General features: G+C 72.8%; 15 protein-coding genes. 4 read left to right on the forward strand and 11 right to left on the reverse strand.

The window, feature by feature from the left end; all coding sequences use genetic code 11:
• Positions 1-11: 11 nt before the first annotated feature.
• From ABZ570_RS25235 to ABZ570_RS25265, 7 genes are all read right to left on the reverse strand, one after another.
• A complete protein-coding gene (locus ABZ570_RS25235; protein ID WP_358068408.1) occupies positions 12-233 on the reverse strand; it encodes a hypothetical protein in 222 nt (73 codons plus the stop codon).
• Between the two features lie 135 nt (positions 234-368).
• Entirely contained in the window at positions 369-2252 is a 1884-nt protein-coding gene (locus ABZ570_RS25240) for a hypothetical protein (protein ID WP_358068411.1), read from the reverse strand.
• Between the two features lie 15 nt (positions 2253-2267).
• A complete protein-coding gene (locus ABZ570_RS25245) occupies positions 2268-2849 on the reverse strand; it encodes a LemA family protein (protein WP_358068414.1) in 582 nt (193 codons plus the stop codon).
• A gap of 133 nt (positions 2850-2982) precedes the next feature.
• Positions 2983-4125, reverse strand: a complete 1143-nt coding sequence (gene corA, locus ABZ570_RS25250) for a magnesium/cobalt transporter CorA (protein WP_358068417.1) — start codon at positions 4123-4125, stop codon at positions 2983-2985.
• Positions 4126-4437: 312 nt separating this feature from the next.
• Positions 4438-6183, reverse strand: a complete 1746-nt coding sequence (locus ABZ570_RS25255; RefSeq protein WP_358068420.1) for an ATP-binding protein — start codon at positions 6181-6183, stop codon at positions 4438-4440.
• Complete coding sequence (locus ABZ570_RS25260) at positions 6180-6911, reverse strand: response regulator transcription factor (RefSeq protein WP_358068423.1); 732 nt, start codon at positions 6909-6911, stop codon at positions 6180-6182. The genes ABZ570_RS25255 and ABZ570_RS25260 overlap by 4 nt, the downstream gene beginning before the upstream one ends.
• A gap of 142 nt (positions 6912-7053) precedes the next feature.
• A complete protein-coding gene (locus ABZ570_RS25265) occupies positions 7054-7956 on the reverse strand; it encodes a phytanoyl-CoA dioxygenase family protein (RefSeq protein WP_358068426.1) in 903 nt (300 codons plus the stop codon).
• 416 nt (positions 7957-8372) lie between these two features.
• Here ABZ570_RS25265 and ABZ570_RS25270 point away from each other — a divergent pair, with 416 nt between their 5' ends.
• The 3 genes from ABZ570_RS25270 (at position 8373) to ABZ570_RS25280 (ending at position 11714) form a co-directional block, all read left to right on the forward strand.
• Positions 8373-9662, forward strand: a complete 1290-nt coding sequence (locus ABZ570_RS25270; protein ID WP_358068429.1) for a D-alanyl-D-alanine carboxypeptidase — start codon at positions 8373-8375, stop codon at positions 9660-9662.
• 99 nt (positions 9663-9761) lie between these two features.
• Positions 9762-10778, forward strand: a complete 1017-nt coding sequence (locus ABZ570_RS25275) for a sigma-70 family RNA polymerase sigma factor (RefSeq protein ID WP_358068432.1) — start codon at positions 9762-9764, stop codon at positions 10776-10778.
• 75 nt (positions 10779-10853) lie between these two features.
• Positions 10854-11714 (forward strand): SgcJ/EcaC family oxidoreductase, encoded by an 861-nt coding sequence (locus ABZ570_RS25280; protein ID WP_358068434.1) that lies wholly within the window; start codon positions 10854-10856, stop codon positions 11712-11714.
• On the opposite strand, the gene ABZ570_RS25285 is transcribed toward ABZ570_RS25280, so the two are convergent.
• The 3 genes from ABZ570_RS25285 to ABZ570_RS25295 all read right to left on the reverse strand — a co-directional run bounded on the left by ABZ570_RS25285 (position 11715) and on the right by ABZ570_RS25295 (position 16682).
• Positions 11715-13010, reverse strand: a complete 1296-nt coding sequence (locus ABZ570_RS25285; RefSeq protein ID WP_358068437.1) for an MFS transporter — start codon at positions 13008-13010, stop codon at positions 11715-11717.
• A gap of 193 nt (positions 13011-13203) precedes the next feature.
• Positions 13204-14286 carry a GNAT family N-acetyltransferase gene (locus ABZ570_RS25290; protein WP_358068440.1) on the reverse strand — a complete coding sequence of 361 codons (1083 nt, stop codon included), beginning with the start codon at positions 14284-14286 and terminating at the stop codon, positions 13204-13206.
• 179 nt (positions 14287-14465) lie between these two features.
• On the reverse strand, positions 14466-16682 hold the full coding sequence (locus tag ABZ570_RS25295; RefSeq protein ID WP_358068443.1) for an FUSC family protein: 2217 nt from the start codon (positions 16680-16682) through the stop codon (positions 14466-14468).
• 382 nt (positions 16683-17064) lie between these two features.
• Here ABZ570_RS25295 and ABZ570_RS25300 point away from each other — a divergent pair, with 382 nt between their 5' ends.
• Entirely contained in the window at positions 17065-18228 is a 1164-nt protein-coding gene (locus ABZ570_RS25300) for a hypothetical protein (RefSeq protein WP_358068446.1), read from the forward strand.
• Positions 18229-18282: 54 nt separating this feature from the next.
• Here ABZ570_RS25300 and ABZ570_RS25305 read toward each other — a convergent pair whose 3' ends face one another.
• Positions 18283-19113, reverse strand: coding sequence for a hypothetical protein (locus tag ABZ570_RS25305; protein ID WP_358068449.1), 831 nt, complete (start codon positions 19111-19113; stop codon positions 18283-18285).
• Positions 19114-19670: the final 557 nt, after the last annotated feature.

Below are 19670 nucleotides of genomic sequence, written 5' to 3' on the forward strand. Positions count from 1 at the left end.
CACGCTACCTGTCACTGGTCCTCGTCATCCGGTCCAAAGGTGAATGCGGCGTTCACCAGCATTCGGACCTCGGGCGATTGCCTGTCCCAGATGTTTCCCTGCTTGAATTCAAGCACGAAGTCGGCGTCATTCCGCAGCGATGGCGCGGCCGGCGACCCCGCCGCCGGCAATTGTCGAACGTACTCCGTGCCGTCGCGGTGGCCCGGCCCCGACCCGCGAGCAGCCTGCCGCATCATTTCTCCTTGAGCCCGGGAAGCCATGACGGATTTCCACAAGCGTAGGTCGCTCTCCCCCGAGCACGGATCAGTGCTACCTCCGATTCGCCCGAAGGCCCGGGTCCGGCCCGGTCGAGCCGGCCTCGGCTCTGGTCAGGCGCTCGCCCCGTCGTGCCCGGCCGACACCCGCGCGGCAGCCTGGGCCAGCAGCCACGGCAGGTGGGCGGCCCGACCGCGGGCGGCGCCGACGAGCGTCACCGCCACCGTGCTGTCGCCGACCCGCAGCACGGCCTGCTCGCCGGACGCGGACACGAACGCCCCGTCGCCGATGCCGGGCAGCTCCTGCCCCCGGGCGTTGAGCCGCCAGATCCACCGGCCCGGCGCCCCGTCCACCGCCTGGATCATCAGGACGGGCTGGCCGTCGGCGGCCGACCGGAACTGGGCACCGCTCAGGGGGCCGGGCAGCTCAAGCCCCTCGGCGGCCCGGACCGGCAGGCCCAGTGCCTGCCCCACTTCCTCTGGCGTGAAGAGCCCCACCGGGCGCGCGGCGGGCCCCGCAGGCTCGGTCGTTCCGCCGCGTCCCGACGCCGGCAGGTCGTCGGTGTCGTCGACCACGGGCGATTCCGTCAACCGTCGCGACCGGCCCTGGCCGACCACCGACAGGCTGATCACCCGCCGGGTCCAGGGCCGCACCCGGACCGTCACGGTGTCGCCGTCACGGCAGTCGGTCGCCCACTGGCTGGGCAGCACCCAGGCGGTGGTGCGGTCACCGGTGCCGTCGTCCACGGCGAGGTGATGCAGTATGGGCTGGGACGGCTGGTTGTCGCGCCGGGCGGTCGAGCGCCAGACCTCAAGCCACAGCACCTCGCCGGTGATGGTGCGCTCGGCCGCGAGGTCGGCGAGGCCCCGCACCAGCGTGTAGCCGCCGGAGATCAGCAGCAGCAGCGCCAGGGCGGCGATGCCGTCGACCGCGACGGCGAGCACCCGCTCCACCTGATCGGTCGTGGACGGTGCGAGATCGACGGCGCCGCCGACCACCTTCAGCAGGAACGCGCCGACCGCGATGCTGATCACCGCGCGCAGCAGCAGCCCCGGCAGGGTTCGCCCGTAGCGCGGAAGGAAGCGCGGGTACCGTACCCGCACCCGGTGCCACGTGCCGCCGAACGAGGACCAGACCCGCGTCCGGTCGCCCAGGCCGAGGTCGAGGACGGCACTGGACAGCCGGGTGGCGCCGACGGCCGCGCCGTAGCCCAGGTACCGGTCCCAGACCGCCACCGCGGCCGGCGGCAGCTCGTCGAACTGCTCGTGCCCGCGCAGCCAGGCCCGGACACCGAGCCACCGGGACGCCACCTGGCGGCCGAGCGCCGTGTCGCGCTCGCCGGGCGACGCCCCGGCGAGCGCGCTGAGCGCGGCGGACGTGACGATGCCGGCGGCGAAGCCGACGTTGTCTTCCTCCTGGTGCCAGATGCCGTAGTGCAGGACGGCGAGGCCGACGCCCACGCCGGCGACCATCGCGGCGGCGACCAGGAGGGTGGTCACCGCCGGACCGAAGCGCCGCCGGGACAGCCCGGCCCGTCGGGCATCCGCGACGACCTGCGCGCGCAACCGCTTGTTCCACGCCCTGGCCTGCGCCTGGTCGCGAAAGGTCAGCGCGGTCAGCGGTACCACCGCGTGCACCGCGAGCCCGCGTACCCGGTCGAGCACCCGGCGCTCGTACGGCCGCAGCCCGCCGTCGTCGGGCGGCGCCGGGGGCAGATGCAGGGTGGTCTGCATCGGATCGTTGCCCGGCTGACGCAGCTCGATGAAGCCGCGGGCGGCCAGGTCGAGCAGCGTCGACTCGGCCGCGTCCTCGGTGACCGACCAGCGGTTGACCAGCAGGCTGACCACCGCGGGCGGCTCGGCCCCGAGTTCCGGGGTGGCCGGTGCGGGCGCCGGGCTGGCCGGCCGGGTGGCCAGTCGCACCATGCCGTACAGGAGGAACCAGCCGGCGATCGCGGCCGCGCCCACCGCCAGGTCGAGGAGCAGCCGCCGGTCCATCGCCGCGCCCGCCCGTCAGAAGCGCACCTGGACGGGGGCGCGCTCGCCGTCCGGGGCCGCGAAGAAGTCCATCGCCCGGAATCCGCCGATGCCCGCGATGATGTTGGTGGGAATGGACTGCACGCTGGTGTTGAACGTCTGGACGGCGCTGTTGTAGAACTGCCGGGCGTAGGCGATCTTGTCCTCGGTGTTCGCCAACTCGCCCTGCAGCGCTGCGAAGTTCTGGTTGGCCTTCAGGTCGGGATACGCCTCGGCGAGCGCGAAGAGCCGGCCGAGCGCCTGGGTGAGGACGTTCTCGGCGGCCGCACGGTCGGCGACCGCGGGCGTCCCGGCGGCCTCGATCGCGCCGGTACGGGCGGCGACCACCGCCTCCAGCGTGCCGCGCTCGTGTGCCGCGTAGCCCTTGACCGTCTCCACCAGGTTGGGAATCAGGTCATGCCGTCGCTTGAGCTGGACGTCGATCTGTGCCCAGGATGCCTGCACCTGGTTGCGCTGGCGGACGAGGCGGTTGTACGCGGCCAGCGCCCAGCCGACCAGCACCACCACGAGGAGGCAGAACAGTCCGCCGGCGATGCCCAGAATGACGCCACTGCCCATCTCAGACTCCCCGATGAACCGCCACCACCAACTGCCCTGAGAATGCGGACCGAGGCCACCGGACGCAATCGGGCGAACGGCTGGCACGGCGGCGACCCGTGCGCCAGCCACGGGTCCACGAGTTTCGGATGGCTCAGAGCCAGTTGCGGCGTTTGAAGATCAGGTAGAGACCGGTGCAGACCAGCGCCATCAGGACGATGGCGAAAAGGTAGCCGTAATGCCATTTCAGCTCCGGCATGTGCTCGAAGTTCATGCCGTACACGGTGCCGATGAGGGTGGGGGCGAACAGGATGGCGGCCCACGAGGAGATCTTCTTGATCTCCTCGTTCTGTTCGTAGCTGGCGGCGGTGAGGCTGCGCATCTCCTCGTTCTGCTGTTGCGAGACGAGGGTGGCGTTGACGGTGAGGATGTTCTGCAGCAGGTGGCGAAACCCGTCGACGCGCTCCACGACCTGGGTGAGGTGGTCCGCCACGTCACGTAGGTAGCGCTGCAGTTCCTCCTCGGTGCCGTACTTGGCGAAGCCGGCGCTCAGGGCGGTGAGCACGCCGAGCAGGGGGCGGGCGGCGCGCTGGAACTCGATGACCTCACGGATGAGTTCGTAGCTTCGGCGGCTGACCTTCGGGTCGCCGCCGAAGACCTCGGTCTCGATCTCGTCGATGTCGTTCTCCAGCCCGGCGACGACCGGGGCGTAGCCGTCGACGACCTGGTCGAGGATCGCGTACAGGACGGCCTCGGGGCCGCGGGCGAGCATCTGCGGGTCGGCTTCCATGCGCCGCCGCACGGCGGCGAGATCAGGCGCCTCGCCGTGTCGGACGGTGATGACGAACCCGTGGCCGATGAACAGGTGCAACTCGCTGAACTCGACCTCCTCGATCGAGTCGACGTAGCGGGCGGCGCGTAGCACGACGAAGAGCGTCTCGCCGTAGCGTTCCAGTTTGGGCCGCTGGTGCGCGGTGATGGCGTCCTCGACGGCCAGGTCGTGCAGCTTGAACTCCTGGGCCAGCGAGGCGATCTGGGCGGCGTCGGGCCGGTAGAGGCCGATCCAGGCCATCGCGTTGTCCTGCTCGTGCAGGCACTGGTAGGTCTCCGCCAGGCTGCGGGGGGAGGCGTACCGGTGGCCGTGGGTGTAGACGGCGCTGTCGACGAGCCGGCTGGCCGGCGGGTCGGGGGCGGTGACGGGAGTGCCCTGCGCGGGCGCGGTGCTGCCGGAATGGTCGGAGCGCACCAGGCGGCGACGCAGTCCGACCCCCAGTGACGTGCGGCGCTTCGCGGGCATGAGGGTCTCCTCGGGGCGGAGGTGGGCGGGGCGGCCTCGGCGTCCGCCGGCCGCCGCTGGAGCGTGCGGGGCCGCCCCCGCGCCGGGTCGTGACCCCGCGTCGCTGGACGACGCGCTGGTCCTGGGGTGTACCCGCCTGGAGATCGCTCACGCGGGCGGTCGGGACTCCGGCTCGTCCGGTATCGACCGCTTCACGCCGTTTCGCTACCAGCCCGCCCGGATGATCACCGACGGCCACCGTCGCCCGCACCGGGGCTCGTCGCCCTGCCGGCCCGGTTCTGCCTCCCGCCCCGCCGACGCCCGGATGCCCGGTCATTCGAGGACGGGCAGGGTGATGGTGAAGGCGGTGCCGACGCCGACCTGGCTGGCGGCCGTGATCGTGCCGCCGTGATCGGTGACGATCTGCCGGGCGATCGCGAGGCCGAGCCCACCCCCGCCGGTGTGCCGGCCGCGGGCCGGGTCCGCCCGCCAGAACCGGTCGAAGATGTGCGGCAGCGCCCAGGGTTCGATCCCGGTGCCGGTGTCGGTGACCCGGATCAGGGCGGCGGTGTCGGTCCGGGTGGCCTGCAGCGAGATGCTGCCGCCGGGCGCTGTCGCCCGCACCGCGTTCGTGATCAGATTGCCGAGCACCTGCCGCAGCCGGTCCGGGTCGCCGCTCACCAGCGGCGGCCCGGCAGTCCCGGGCGGGACGTCCGGCCGGGCCGCCGGGTCGACGTGGACGGTCAACTTCACCCCGGCGGCCTCGGCCCGCGCGCGGTGCGCCGTCCGACAGGTCTCCAGCAGTTCGGCCACGTCGACCGCCACCCGGTGGTAGGCCAGTGTCCCCGCCTCGGCGAGCGCCAGGTCCTGCAGATCCTCGACGATCCGCTGCTGGAGCACGGCCTCCTCGTGCAGCGAGGCGAACAGTTCGGGATCGGGGGCGATCACGCCGTCGGCGAGTGCTTCGAGGTAGCCGCGCAGGTTGGCCAGGGGGGTACGGAGTTCGTGGGCCACGTCGGCGACGAGCCGCCGTTGTCGTTCCTCGCCGCGTTGCAGTGAGTCGGCCATCCGGTTGAACGAGCGGCCGAGGGTGGCCAACTCGTCGTTGCCGTGCACCGGAACCCGGCTGCTCAGCTCGCCTCGCCCGAGGTGCCGGGCCACGGTGGTCACGGTCCGGATGGGACGCAGCACCCGATGACTCAACAGGGCGGTGCCCAGGATGACCACGAGCGCCACGCCACCGGCGGCGGCGAGCAGCGGACCGGTCGCCAGCGGGCGGGCCACCTCGCCGCGGGCGCCGAAGTAGACCCGGACCGGTACCGGCGTCACGTCACGGACGCCCTCCATGAACGCGCTCGCCAGGCAGCGTTGCTGCTCCTCCTTGCTCGCCGGCGGGAGAGGTGGACCAACGTCGGTGATCGGCGCGAGGGGGTCTCTGATCCTGACCTCGCCGGCCGTGTCCGCGAGGCAGGCCCGCACCTGCCGGCTCGCTTCCGCCCCGTCCGCGGCGGATGCGAGGGTGGCGGCGTTCTTGCACTCCGCCAGGTCTTCGTTGTGGTCCGGTAGCCCCTGCGCGGCGGGGACGAACTGCGGCAGGCCGAGGTAGCCGGACGACCGGTCCAGCGAGACTCCCCTGGCGGTCAGGCAGGCCGCGTACCGGGCGGCGCGGCGGTAGCCGGCGATCGCCCTGGTGACCTTCTCGGCGTCGGATCCGACGGCGGTGGATGGCAGCGTCGGCCGGGGATCGGCGATCGCGCTGCTGCTGCCGAGCGGGCGGACCGGGCGGCCTTCCTCGGTGTCGGTGTCGACCAGCACCACCCCGGACTCGGTCACCACGTGGATCCGCTGGCCGGTCCGGGTGCGCAGGTCCCGTACCAGATCGACCACCCCGGCCCACGTGCCGTGCTCCTGGCCGTACCGGGTCAACTGGTCGGTGACCAGGTCGACCTGCGTCTGATCCGCCGCCGCCGAGTCCAGGACCTGCTGGGACGCCTGGCGCAGGGTCAGCCAGGCGGTCGCCACGGTGGCGGTCACCGCGACGAGGACGAGCACCAGCAGCAGTCGCAACCGGAAACTCACGGCCGGCGAACCGCCGGGCCGCCGGCGTCGGTCGGGACCGGCACCGCGGCGGCGAGCCGGTAGCCGCGACCGAAGACGGTCTGCACGAAGCGGGGCGCCGCGGGATCGGCCTCGATCTTGCGGCGAAGGTTCATGACGTGGGCGTCGACCGTGCGCTCCAGCACGAAGTGGTCGAAGCCGAACGCCCGATCGATGATCTGGGCCCGGGTGAACACCCGCCCCGGCTCCGCGGCGAGCACCTCGAGAATGCCGAACTCCTTGGCGGTCAGCGTGACCGGCCGGCCGGCCACCCGTACCTCGAATCTGCCCGGATCGACCTCCAGGTCCCCCACCCGCAGCACCGCCTGGCCTCCGGCGTTGACGACGCCGGCCCGCCGCAGGAGGGCCCGCACCCGGGCGGTGAGCTCGCGCGGGCTGTACGGCTTGGTGATGTAGTCGTCGGCACCGACGTCGAGGCCGAGCAGGACGTCGTCCTCCGTGGTGCGGGCGGTCAGCAGCAGGATGGCCACGTCCGACTCGGCACGCAGGATCCGGCACACGTCGAGCCCGGCGACACCCGGCATCATCACGTCGAGGATCACCAGATCCGGACGGCGGGCCCGGGCCTGGTCGAGGGCACTCCGCCCGTCGCCGACCACCAGCACGGTGTGCCCCTCCCGCTCCAGGTAGAGGCGAATCAGGTTGGCCTGCTTGCCGTCGTCCTCGGCGACCAGAATCCGTCCGCCCATGTCGCTCCGTCCTACTGGGCCCCGCAGGTGGCCGGCCCGCCCCGGAGCCGACCACCTCGACATCGAGGGTGACGCCGCTGTCCGTACTCAGCGAGGCCCGGTACGCGGTCCTCGTCGGCAGAGGGTAATCCTGCTGACGGCGTCAGCGAAGCCAGGGAATCTCGCGGTCGAGCAGACCGCGTTGCTTGAGTTCGCGGCGCAGGGGGATGTCGTCGTCCACGTGACCGTCCCAGTTGATGCCCCAGTAGTTGGCCGTGTGCCGGCCGTCGCCCAGCAACTGGCGTTGCACCGGCGAGCGGGCCGCCCACCACGGCCCCTCCCGGTCGAGACGCAGGTCGTCGAGCGGCCGGATCCAGCGGTACGTGTAGCCGACGAAGAGCATCTTGCGGGTGACGGCAGAACGGTTGGTCGATCGGGAGTGCCAGAGCCGGCGGTCGAAGACGAAGGCGTCGCCGGGCTCGGCGGTGATCTCGACGGTGCCCTCGGGGTCCGGATGGTGCACCGACACGTCGTCGGGCCGGGGCAGACTGTTCCGCAGGTGACTACCAGGGATGATCTTCGTGGCGCCGCGACCGGTCTCGCTGAGGTCGGACAGCACATAGGCCACCTTGAGCGAGAACATCGGCCGAGGCAGCGCCCGGTCCAGCGGCTCCGGATCGGAGTTCTGCCGGTAGCCGTCCTGGTGCCACCCCCAGTACGGGCGCTCCGGCTCCCGCGCCGGCGGGGTCACGTCCAAATGGTTGTGATGGGTGTAGATGTTCCAGCCGAGCAGCCCCCACACGTAGGGAAACGCGACGGGGTGGGTGAGCAGCTCGCCGAAGAGATGGTCGCGCTCCAGGAACCCCAGCAGGTGCAGCGAACCGTCCGCGCCGGTGCTGCCGGCGGCGGTCGCGCGCGCGTGGACCCGGTCCACCGCCCCCTCCAGCGCCGTCCGGTGTTCCTCGGTCAGCACGCGACGCAGCAGCAGGAAACCCTGCTCGTGAAACTCCTTGCGGTCGATGTCGCTGATCGGCTCGTACCCCGTCCGGCCGTCGTAGTCGAACACCCGGCGATCTCCATCGGCGTGATCCATGATCGGGAGCTAACCGGTGGGGTGTGAAGAAGCCGTGCGATTCGAATGCGTAAGCCGTGCGATCGATCCGCAGGCCGCGAACCCGCACCCGACGGCGCCGGCAGCGCGGCTCGGCCGCCAGGGTTCCCGGCCCGCGCATTCCCCGGCGGAAAGAGCGCGGCAACCACCGACGGGGGATCGCGCGTGTAATCGACGATGGGAACGCGACGAGCCGTCAGGCGACAGCTGTGGGACGGATGCGGCCGCTTGCCGCACCGGCAGGACCGTGACTACCGTGCCGGCATCGGCCTGCGATCGTGGCGATGCGCCGAGCGCAGCGACACCGACATCAGCGCGCCGGCGGCGCCGGAGAACAGACCGGCCTGCCACCCGGGGGAGAAATAGCCGAAATGCTCGACTCTGCGACGACCCAGGTGATCAATCCGGTCCCGCCGCGACCCCCGAGCCGGGGTCGGGCCCGCCATCTCTGGTTGCTGATCGGTGGCCTGGTGGTCCTGCTCCTAGCCGCCGCCGCGCTGGTCGCGGTCGCACCGCTGCGCCACCCGCTGCCCGCGCCGACGGTCACCCGGACCCTGCCCGCGTCGGCGGTCATCCCCGGTACGGCACCGGCGGTACCGTGGCCGAGGACCGGGCAGGCCGCCCTGTCGGTCGAGGGGGTCGGCTCGCTCGGCACGTCGGGCGGACGCAAGCCGGTACCGATCGCGAGCGTGACCAAGGTGATGACCGCATACGTCATCCTGACCGAGCATCCTCTCGACCGGGGTGAGCAGGGCCCGAAGCTCACCGTCAGCGCGGAGCGGGCCGCCGCGTACCCGGCGGAGCAGGCGCGTGGCGAGTCCCTCGTGCCGGTCGTCGCGGGCGCCGTCTTCACCGAACGACAGGCGCTGCAGGCGCTGCTGCTCCCCTCGGCGAACAACATGGCGCGGATCCTCGCCGCCTGGGACGCCGGCAGCATCGAGGCATTCGTCGCCAAGATGAACGAGACCGCCGCCGCTCTCGGTATGCGGAACACCCACTACACCGATCCGTCCGGGTACGATCCCGGCACCGTCAGCACGGCCGTCGACCAGGTGACCCTGGCTCGCAAGGCGATGGAACTGCCGGCGTTCGCGGAGATCGTGGCGCAGAAGAAGGCCACCCTGCCGGTGGCCGGTACGGTGCACAACTACAACTCCCTGGTCGGCAAGGACGGCGTCGTGGGGATCAAGACCGGATCCACCGACGAGGCCGGTGGCTGTCTGGTCTTCGCCGCCGTCGTCAAGGTGGCGGGCCGGCAGTTCACCATCGTGGGCGCCGTCCTGGGGCAGCCCGGCGCCAACACCCCCGTGCAACTGGACCGGGTGTTCCGGGCGACCCGACCGCTGGTCCGCACCGCCGCCACCGCGATCGGGACACACTCCATCGTCCGGGCCGGTGATCAGGTCGCCACCGTGCGGGGACCGCTCGGCACCGGCACGACACTGCACGCCGCGCAGGACCTGACCGTGGTGGGCTGGCCCGGCATGCGGGTACGGCTGGACGTCGACATCCCGGCCGTACCGGCACGGCTGCCGGCCGAGACCGAACACGGCCGGGTCACGGCGGTCGCCGGCGCAGGCACCCCGGCTGCCAGCCCGCTACGCAGCGGCGTGGGGCTGGAGCCGCCGAGCGTCTGGGACCGTGTCCGACAGCACCGTTGAGCCGGGCGGCGCTTGCGCCCGGCCGGCACCGGGCGTACCAATGGGCGGACATCAGGATCGGCGTGGGTGGCACCGGCCGAGTCAGGACGGAGATCGCGAGTGCGGGCTGAGCCGGGCGGTGAGCCGTCGGCGACGGAGTTGCTCACCGCGGCGCGTGCCGGTGACGGTGATGCCTTCGGCCGTCTCGTCAGGCCGTTGCGCGACGAGTTGCGGGCGCACTGCTACCGGATGCTCGGGTCGGTCCATGACGCGGAGGACGCCGTCCAGGAGGCGCTGGATCGGGCGTGGCGCAGCCTGGAACGGTTCGAGGACCACGGGTCGATCCGGCCGTGGCTGTACAAGATCGCAACGAACCGGTCACTGACGCTCATCGAGCGCCGGGGGCGGCGGGAGTTGCCCACGGATCTGAGTTCGGAAGGCGCGCCGCTGGCCGAGCGGGCGTGGCTGGAACCGTACCCGGATCAGCTGATGGGCTGGACCGCACGGCTGAGCCCGGAGGACCGCGTGGTCGCGCGGGAGAGCGTGGAATTGGCCTTCGTCGCCGCCCTGCAGCACCTGTCGCCTCGACAGCGAGCCGTTCTGCTGCTGCGCGACGTGCTCGGATACGCCGCCGGCGAGGTCGCCGAACTCATGGACACCACGGTCGCCGCGGTCAACAGCGCTCTGCAGCGAGCCCGCACGGTCGTCGCCGACCTGCGGCCGGAGAACAGCCAACTGCGGACCCTCGACGCGCTGGGCGACGCGGCGCAGCGGGAGGTGGCCAAGCGGTACCTGGCCGCGTGGGAGGTCGGTGACGTCGACGTCATCGTGGCGATGCTGACCGAGGACGCCCGGTACTCGATGCCACCGCTGACGGCCTGGTACGCGGGCCGGGACGCCGTCCGCGAATTCCTGGTCGAGGCGGTGCTCCAGCATCGCTGGCGCTTCCTGCCGGTGCGGGCCAACGGGCAGCTCGCGTTCGGCACGTACCGGTGGGACGGCGAGCGGCTCGCGTACGTCCCGGCCGGTCTGGACCTGCTCACGCTGCGCGGCGACCGGGTCGCCGAGGTGGTCTCGTTCCTGGACGCCCACTTCCCCGACTTCGGCCTGCCCGCCCAACTCGCCGAAGAGCCATGACCGGGCGCGATGAGTTTCCGGCCCGGCGCGGGTTGTAGTCCTGACGGACACCCCAACCGAAGGGCCTTACCGAGCATGCCTACCGACGAGGAACTGATCCGCACCCTGATCGAGCGCTGGGCCGACGCGGTCCACCGTGGCGACCTCGACGGCGTCCTGGCCGACCACGCCGAGGACATCGTGATGTTCGACGTGCCGCCGCCGCAGCAGGGCGTCCGCGGCCTCGACGCCTACCGGGAAACCTGGCCGCCGTTCTTCCGGTGGCAGGCCCAGGGCGCCTCGTTCGAGATCGAGTCGCTGGACATCACCGCCGGCCGCGACGTCGCCTTCGCGTACGCGCTGCTGCGCTGCGGCACCCCGGACGAGTTCGCCCGCGATCCCGACACCCGGCTCCGGCTGACGCTGGGCCTGCGCAAGCAGGACGGGCGGTGGTTCGTCACCCACGAGCACCACTCCTTCCCGCTCACCGACTCAACCGTCGCCGACGCCGATGCCGACCGGAGCGACGACGCCGCAGAGCGGGACCTGCGCCGGCTGCACCAGCGGTGGTTCGACGGCACCGCCGCGAAGGACCTCGACGGACTGATGGCCGGCATCGCCGACGATGTCATCTCCTACGAGCACGACCAGCCCCTGCAGTACGTGGGCGTCCAGGCGGTACGCGAGGTCTGCAAGGCCGGCCTCGACGCTGCCGGCGACGGCAGCGTCACCTGGCACGTCCCCGAACTGACGATCATGGTCAACGGCGATCTGGCCGTCGCCTGGGGCCTCAACCTGGTCCGGGTCACGCCGCCCGACGGCCGGACCGTCGACAGCTGGTCGCGTGGCACCCGGGTCTTCGAACGGCGCGACGGCGCGTGGCTGATGATCCACCAACACCTGTCCTTCCCGTACGACCCGGCCACCGGGCAGGCGAGGACCGACCTGCGACCCTGATCAGGTGGGGACGGCCGGTTCGGCGGGTGCCGTGGCGGGGCCGTCCCCCGATCCATCGGGAACAGGCTCGGCCGGTGGAGCGTCGGCGGCTCGGGTGGGGGCCACCGCCTGCAGCCGGCGAACGTCCCGGCTGGTCAACATGCCGAGCACGGAGAACACCACCAGCGCCGCGAGGATCAGCAGCGTGTCGCGGGGGCCGAGCACCGCGGCGACCGGTCCGACCGCCACCTGGCCGAGCGGAATGGCGACGAAGGATCCCAACATGTCGTACGCGTAGACGCGGGCCAGCCGATCGGCCGGGATGTGCTGGGCGATCGACGTGTCCCAGGCCACCGCGAACTGTTCGACGGCGATGCCGACGGCCACCCCCGCGGCCAGCAGCACGGCGACGGTCGGCGCCAGGGCCAGCCCCAACAGCAGGAACGACTCGGCGAACATGCAGGCCACCCCGAGCAGCAACAGCCGGCGTACCCGGATCCGCAGGGCGATCAGCCCGCCGACGACCATTCCGGCGGTCTCCGCGGCCAGCACCACGCCCCACGCGCTGCGGCCGATCGTCGCGTCGGCGACGGCCGGGCCCAGCACGTTCACGCCACCGGCGAGGGCCGCATTGAGGATCATGAAGCCGAGCACCACGGCCCAGACCCAGGTCCGCGCGGTGAACTCGGTCCATCCCTCACGGAGGTCGGCGGCGATGCTCGTACCGCTGCTCCGTGCCCGCGGGGCGGCGACCCGGACTCCGGTGAAGGCGGCGGCCGCGACGGTGAAGGCGAGCGCGTCGACGGCGAGGCCCCAGCCGGGCCCGACGGCGGCAACCAGGAGGCCACCGAGCGCGGCGCCCCCGATCATGCCCGCGTTCATGCCGAGCCGGATGATCGCGTTCGCCGGCTGGATCAGGTCCGGCGGCACGGTCTGCGGCGTCGCGGCGGCCGAGGCCGGCTGGGCCAGCGCGCTGACGACGCCGTTGGCTGCGCCGAGCATCAGCAGCAGCGGGATCGTCGCCGTACCGGTGAGCACCAGAGCGGCCACCGCCGCCTGGGTGACCGCACCGAGCAGATTGGAGCCGACCAGCACCACCCGACGGGGAAGGCGGTCGGCCACCACCCCGCCGAAGAGCACGAACAGCACGTTCATCAGCGACCGTGCACCCACCACCAGACCCAGGTCGCGCACCGAGCCGGTCAGATCGAGCACGGCGAAGGCCAGCGCGATGGGCGCGACGCCGTTGCCCAGCATGTTCACCAGGCGGCCGACCGCCAGGTACCGGAACGCGGCGAGCCGCAGCGGAGCGAACATCAGACTCCCATCCTGGGCATCCGACCGGATCGCAGGCTCGGCGGCAGATGTGACGGACTCGGCACCGCACCACTCAACCACGCCGGGCCGCAGCACCGCGGGCCGCATCGCCTTGGCCGCGGTGGTGGGCGGCGCGGCCGGGGGTGTGCGCTCCCCGCTCCCGCCGGTCTCCCAAGGCCAACTGCCCTCGCGCTCAGCGGGTGGGCGCGGTGAGCCGGTAGGCCCCGCGGGGATCCCAGCCGGTATGCCAGCCGGCCGCAAGCGCCTCCTGCAGCACACCGCCGACGGCGTGCTGCCAGGCGCTTGCTGCGGCCGGGTCGTCGCGGCGCAGCGCGCAGATGTCGGCCGGCACCGCGACCAGCGCGGCCGGAGCGACGGTCCAGGCCGGGTCGAGCACCGGCAGCCCGTCCGGGGCGGCGGCGACCGCCCACACCGGCGCGGCATCGCCGTCGGCGGGCATGACGGGCCTGCCGGTGAGGTGCCAGGCGACGAGCAACCGGTCGTAGGGCAGTGGGGTGCAGCTGTCGACGTCGCGGAGCCCCTCGTAGCCGGGCAGGAACGCCTCCACGGTCGCGCCGAGCCGGCGCAGGTTGAGGTTGGCGTTGACCGCGGCCATCGCGTCGAACGTCCAGCGGATCTCGGTGACCCCCCGGTCGATCGCCCAGGCTCGCTGGGCGAGCTTCAGCGCGACCGACACGCCGCGGCCGCGGGCGGTGGGCAGCACCGCCATCGGGCCGGACTGCACCAGCGGTTGGCCGTTGGCGGTCCACCCCGGCAACGCGAGCACCACGCCGACGGGCGCCTCGCCCTCCCAGGCCAGCAGCACCGGTGCGCCGGCGGCGAGGAGGTTGCGCAGCAGACTCGGCGGATAGAAGTGGTGTCCCGCGCCCGGGGCGAAGACCCCGTCGAGGACGCTGACGGCGGCGGCGACGTCGACGTGCGTCTCGACCGGGCGGATGTCGACGCCGGCACGGGCGCTGGCCGCCGCGACCGGATCGGCCGGCGCCGGCCCGGGCGTGGTGAGGGCCACAACCGGATCGGCCAGCGGGTCGGGGGCGAACACCTGCCGGGTCGCGGCCTCCACCAACTCGGTGATGGCGGCGACGGCCTCCACCCGATCGTCGACGAGCACCTGCGGGCCCTCGGCGGGCAGCAGTTCGGCGATGACCTCGCCGATGACGGCCTCGGGCACGTCGGCGGGAAGGACGTCGGCGACGATCTCGGCCAGTTGGCCGGCAACGGGGTCGGTGACGGGATCGGTGATGGGCTCGGACACGGCGGCCTGCCTTCGGCGTGCGTACGGAACGATGTGGCGACGCCGGTGTCCGGAGGCCGGGCGTCGGACGGCCACTGTCCCCGCACCGGAGACCGAGCCAGCGACGAGCCGGTGACGGATGGATGAACATGTCGCGACCGGGCGTGTCGGACGGCGAGCGTGCCGTCCCCCGGTGCCGGTCAGCGCCACCAGGGCCGGCTCGCCACCGTGGCCGCCCGGTCGACGGGCCCGGCCAGGTCCTCGCCCACCTGGTCGATGCTGCGGATCCACCCGGCCGCGACCACCAGCGCCGTGGCGGACCCGGCAACCGTCTCGTCGCCACGCCAGCGGTGCAGGCAGGTACGCACCGGCCCGTCCAGATCCGGCAGGGCGGGCCAGCACGACGGGTGCCCCGTGCCGGTCAACCGGTCGGCCATCCGGGCCAGCCCGGCGAGCAGGGCCTGCTGCGCCGATCGGACGGGCTCGGCCACGTCCCGGCACCCGTCGGCCCGGTGGCCGAACTCGGTGGCCGCCCGCTCCATCAGGTTGGCCGCCATGGCCAGGTAGTTGGCGCCGGCCAGCACGTCCACGGCGGCCGAGGAGTCGAGCGGTCCGGCCGGCCGCTCGGCCAGGTAGGCGCCGAGCGCCAGCTCCGCCCGGGTGCGTGCGCCCGTCAGCGGCGCCGGAGCGGGCAGCCGCTCGGCGCCGCTGACGGCCAGCATCCGGTCGAAGGCGTGCCGGAGACGCCCAGCCGCGGCCCGGTGGTACGCGGCGGCGCTCCGGATGAACTGCCGGCGCGTTCCGTGCGGCCACATCAGCAGGCTGAGCGCGACGCTGAGGAACACGCCGACGCCGACGTCCGCCAGCCGGATCAGGCCCAGGCGCCAGCCCACCGGTGCGAGCAGGTTGAAGATGATCATCAAATCGACCGTGAACGCGGCCTGGCTGAGCAGGAACCGCTGGGAGCCGGACGTGTACGCGGAGAGGAGCACCGCGGCCGGGAGCGCCGCCCAGAGCCACACCGGTCGGCCGGCGGCCGCGATGACCAGGGCCGAACCGGCGGCGACGCCCACCACGTTGCCGGCGACGGCCCGAGCCACCGAGCGGGCGGTTCCCAGGGCGTTGGTCCGCAGCACCTGCAACGTGCCGAGCACCACCCAGAACGCGTGCGGCAGGCCCAGCCGCCCGGCGAGCCACACGGACAGCGCCAGGCCGCACCCGGTCCGCAGGCTGTCCCGCAGCGCGGTCGAGCCCGGCGCCGCGGAGGACGCCAGCCAGCGCAGGCGCCGGTGGCGGGCCGGGTGGTCGCTCAGGACGTCCCGGGTCGCCCCCCGGTTTCGGACAGCGGTGTCCCGGCCGGCCGCCACCGAGGCGTTGGCGGCCACCGCTGTCGACAGGTACGCCAGTACGCGCAGCGTATGGTCGACGTTCAGGGCGTCGAGGATCTGTTCCTCGGGCGCCGGGCGGCCCAGTGTCCGCCGCACCCACTGCTCCAGCGCGCGCCGGTGCGCCTGCTGCCGTCGGTCGACCGCGCCGACGTCCGGCCCTTCCGCGGCGCCCTCGAGGGCGGCGGCGCTGGATCGCAGGACACCCGACACCGCCGCCACCAGCTCCCCCTCGGTGCCGGTGCCCCGCCGGGCGAGGTGTTCCGGCCGGTACAGCGGATGACCGGCGACGCCCACGATCAGCTGGAGATCGCCGATGAGTTCGGCGTACGCGCGCAGCCGCCGCCGCGAGCCGATCGCCCGGCTCGCCGTGCCGGCGTACCGGTCGCGAGCCGCGTCGACCGCCTGTGCCACCGCCTCCCTCCAGCGGCTGAGACCCGGATCGTCCGGATTGCGCGCCACGGCGTCGATCAGGTCCCCGGTGGCGCGGCAGGCCGCGCCGGCGGCACGGGCCAGCGCCACCGGCCCGGCGCGGGGCAGCAGCAGGCTGGCGGAGGTCGCGGCGAGGCCGGCGACCAGCCAGCCGGCCACCCGCATCGGGATCTGCCCCGCGGCGGGGGGCAGCGTGACGGCGAGGACGAACGAGAGGAGCAGGCCCAGCCGTGCCGTGCTGACGTGACCGCCCACCACCGCGGCGAGGAAGGTGCTGACGAACGCCACCAGGAACATCACGGCCGGCACGGCGAACGCCGAACGGGACACCAGCGTGCCCAGTGCCACCAGGACCGCCCCGGCCGCCGTGGCTAGCAGGTAGGACCGCGTCCGTTCCGGGCGCGTGCCACCGAAGTCACTCATGATCAGCAGGGCGAACCCGCCGAAGACGGTGAACGTGGCGAAGGACTGGTCGCCCACCAGGTACTGGCCGACCGCGAACAGGCCCGGCAGCACGACGGCGGCGCGGATCGCGGCCCTCGGCGTGCTCCGCTCGGAGTCAGCCAGCGACATCAGCGCCCGGCAGCGGCGCGTCCGCACCCGCCGCGTCGTGGCGGGTGCCGCCGGCCCGCCCGCTCCCCCGCCGGATTCCCTTGTCCGGCCGTCCGTCCGGCCGCCGGTGCCGCGTCGTCGCACCCCGTCCGGCTCCCCCATGACGCCTCTGTTGCCAGCAGCGCCCCCACTACACCCGCCGCCAGGCAAGGGGCGCGAACCGGGTGCCGGCCGAACAGCGGCGCCGAGCTCGGGATCCCGGCCGCACCGTCGCGCCGGCAGACAGGCATACGGCCAGGCGATCCGGGGATACGGATACGGAGCGTTGGCTGGTGTCCGCCCATGGTCGTGGACGCCGACCAGGCCGAAGGCGGGCCGGTGGCCCATGGGTGGGACGGCGGGCGGCACGCTGCGGTGGGAGAAGTCGAGGGTGGCGAGCAGGGAGATACGCCGGGTACTCGTCGTCGGCGCACCGTTCGGAGACGGCCACATGCGGGCGGCCGAGGCCGTGGGCCGTCTGCTCCGCCAGCGCAACTCCGATCTCGACGTGGCGGTCGAGGACATTTCCGTCCACCTGTTCCGGCCGCTACCCCTCGACCGGGCCCTGCGCACCGCCTACCGGTGGTCCACCAACCGCTTCCGCGGGCGTCCGCACCAGGCGCTCTACCACGTCGCGAGCAGGTGGCCGGGCCTCGTCTGCGGGTTGTCGGACCTCGCGCTGGGCAGGTCGGCGCAGGGCTGGCTACGCCGGATGGCACCCGATCTCGTGGTCGCCACCCATCCCGTGGTCGGTTACCTGTGCGCGCGGCGGCTGGCCGCGCGGGACATCCCGGTGGTGTCGCTCGTGACGGACAGCGGACCGGTCAACCGGATCTGGTTCCACGGCCGGTACCACCGGCTGCTGCTGACCGATCCGGGAACTCGGGAGCACGCCGTCCGCGCGCTCGGCCATGCCGCGGACGTCACCGTCGTCGGCGCCCCGGTCCTGCCCGCGCTGCAGCCGCGCCGGCAGCAGGCGGAGTCCCGGCACGCCCTCGGCCTCGCCCAGCGGTTCACCGTGCTGCTCACCGCGGGCGGCGCCGGGCTGGGGCACGGGGTGCTCGCCACCGCCCGGCAGTTGGCCGACAGCGACCTCGACGTGCAGTTGATCCTCAACGCGGGAGACAACCGGGCATTGCTGGCCCGCTTCCAGGAGATCGCCGCCCGACGGCCGTGGCTGGTTCGTGGGCCGTCCGACGACTTCGAGGTGCTGCTGGCGGCCTGCGACCTGGTCATCGGCAAGGCCGGCTGGTTCACCCTCAACGAGGCGGCGTTCAGCGGCCGGCCGACCCTGATCGTCGATGCGGTTCCCGGACAGGAGGAGTGCAACGCCCGCGCCGCCGAGGCGTTGGGGGTGGCCCGGCGGGTGCAGCCGGCCGAGATCGTCCCGTGGGTACGCAGGTACGCCGATGCGCCGGACCTGCTGCGCGCCGACTTCCGAGTGGACGGCCCCGCCGAGTTCGTCGCCGGATGGCCGCTGCGCCTGGCCGACGCGCTCGGCGACCTGCTGCGGATCGCCGGCCCCACGAGCGGCCCGGGCGGCAGCGCCGCGTAGACCGGGCGCGCTCGGCCGGAGGCGGTGGCAGCGCCTCCGGGCGGGCCCTACGGCTCACCCACGCGCGCCCGTGCCGACGATGTCCCAGCGCACCAGGCTGCCGCCCTCCGGCGGATCGTTGGGCGTGACGATGCCTCGCACGTCGCCGAGGATCTGCCAGGAGGGCATGTCGTATCCGCAGCTGAGCCCGTCGCGGCCGTTGATCAACGGCGTCGGCGCCGGCGACCAGGTGACGGCGTCGGCGCTACGCGCGATGCCGACCACCGTCCTGGTGTCCGTACGACCGCACTCTCCGCTGGCCCCGGAGAACGCCTCGAAGATGATGTACCAGTAGCCGTCGGAGCCGCGGGTCATGTTGGTCTTACCGATGCCGTAGTTCGCCCAGTCCGGGGTCGGCGACAGGTTGATCTTCTGGCGGACGCCGGTGTACTCACCGTTCAGCGCGTCGAGCCGCACCAGGCCGCGCGTCTGGTTCAGGCGCCCGGTCGCGTCATGTCCGTGGAACGTCAGGAGGTAGCCGCTGCCGTCCTTTTCGATGTCGGGCGTCCCGATTTCATCGTCCCAGGCACCGACCTTGCCCGGTGAGAGCAGAAGCGTGCTGTTCGACCAGTTGCGCCCGTCGGTGCTGGTCACATAACGAACGGTGTGCAGGCTCCGCCCCTGGCCCGGGCCGGCGTAGTTCGGGTCGTGGTCACGCTGTTCGAACACCATCACGAGGCGGGACCCGTCGGCGATGACGTCCGGAGAGTAGACCCACGTGCTGTCGACGCTGTCGTCGAAGGCGCAACTCTGGCCCTGCTGGACCGTCTGCAGGGCGGGCAACGGACGTCCCCCGTTCACCGGCGTCCAGGTGGCTCCGCTGTCGCTCGAGGTCGCCAGCGCCACGCCCTGCGGGATGGAGCAGGTGGCCCCGGTCGGGCTGATGAAGGTCCGGTAGTACATGAGGTACTGGCCGTTCCAGATGATCGAGGTGCTCTCGGCGTGCCCACCGATGGTCCCGGGAAACGGGGACCGGGCCGGCTGGGCCAGGGTCGCCGTCCCGTTGAACAGGTCAGCCGCCGAGGCGGTGGGCCCACTGTTCGCCAGATCCGGGTCCGACACACCGGCACGTTCGGTCCGCACCGGCGAAAAATAGGATTCGAGGGAGCTCGCACCGGGGATTCGACCCAGGACCGCCGCGACGAACAGAGCGACGAACAGGGCAGCGGCCCAGGCTCGCATTTTCTTGGTCATTTCTCTCCACGACGCTCTGGACGCACGGGGCATTTTCGGGCAACAAGCCAGGGCGGCGCGTTTTTCAGCCGTCGTTCAGCGCCGTCTTCCGGCCCAGTGGTAAGGCGTGAAGAGTAGTGCTCTTATTCCCGAACTGCGACTGCGCTGCCCCGCTCCGAGCAGGTGCAGTGCGGCGCGGCGGCCCAGTTGAGCAGCCCCGAGCTGCGCCC

Origin of the sequence: Micromonospora sp. NPDC007271 (assembly GCF_040634005.1) — a bacterium.
GTDB lineage: Bacteria > Actinomycetota > Actinomycetes > Mycobacteriales > Micromonosporaceae > Micromonospora.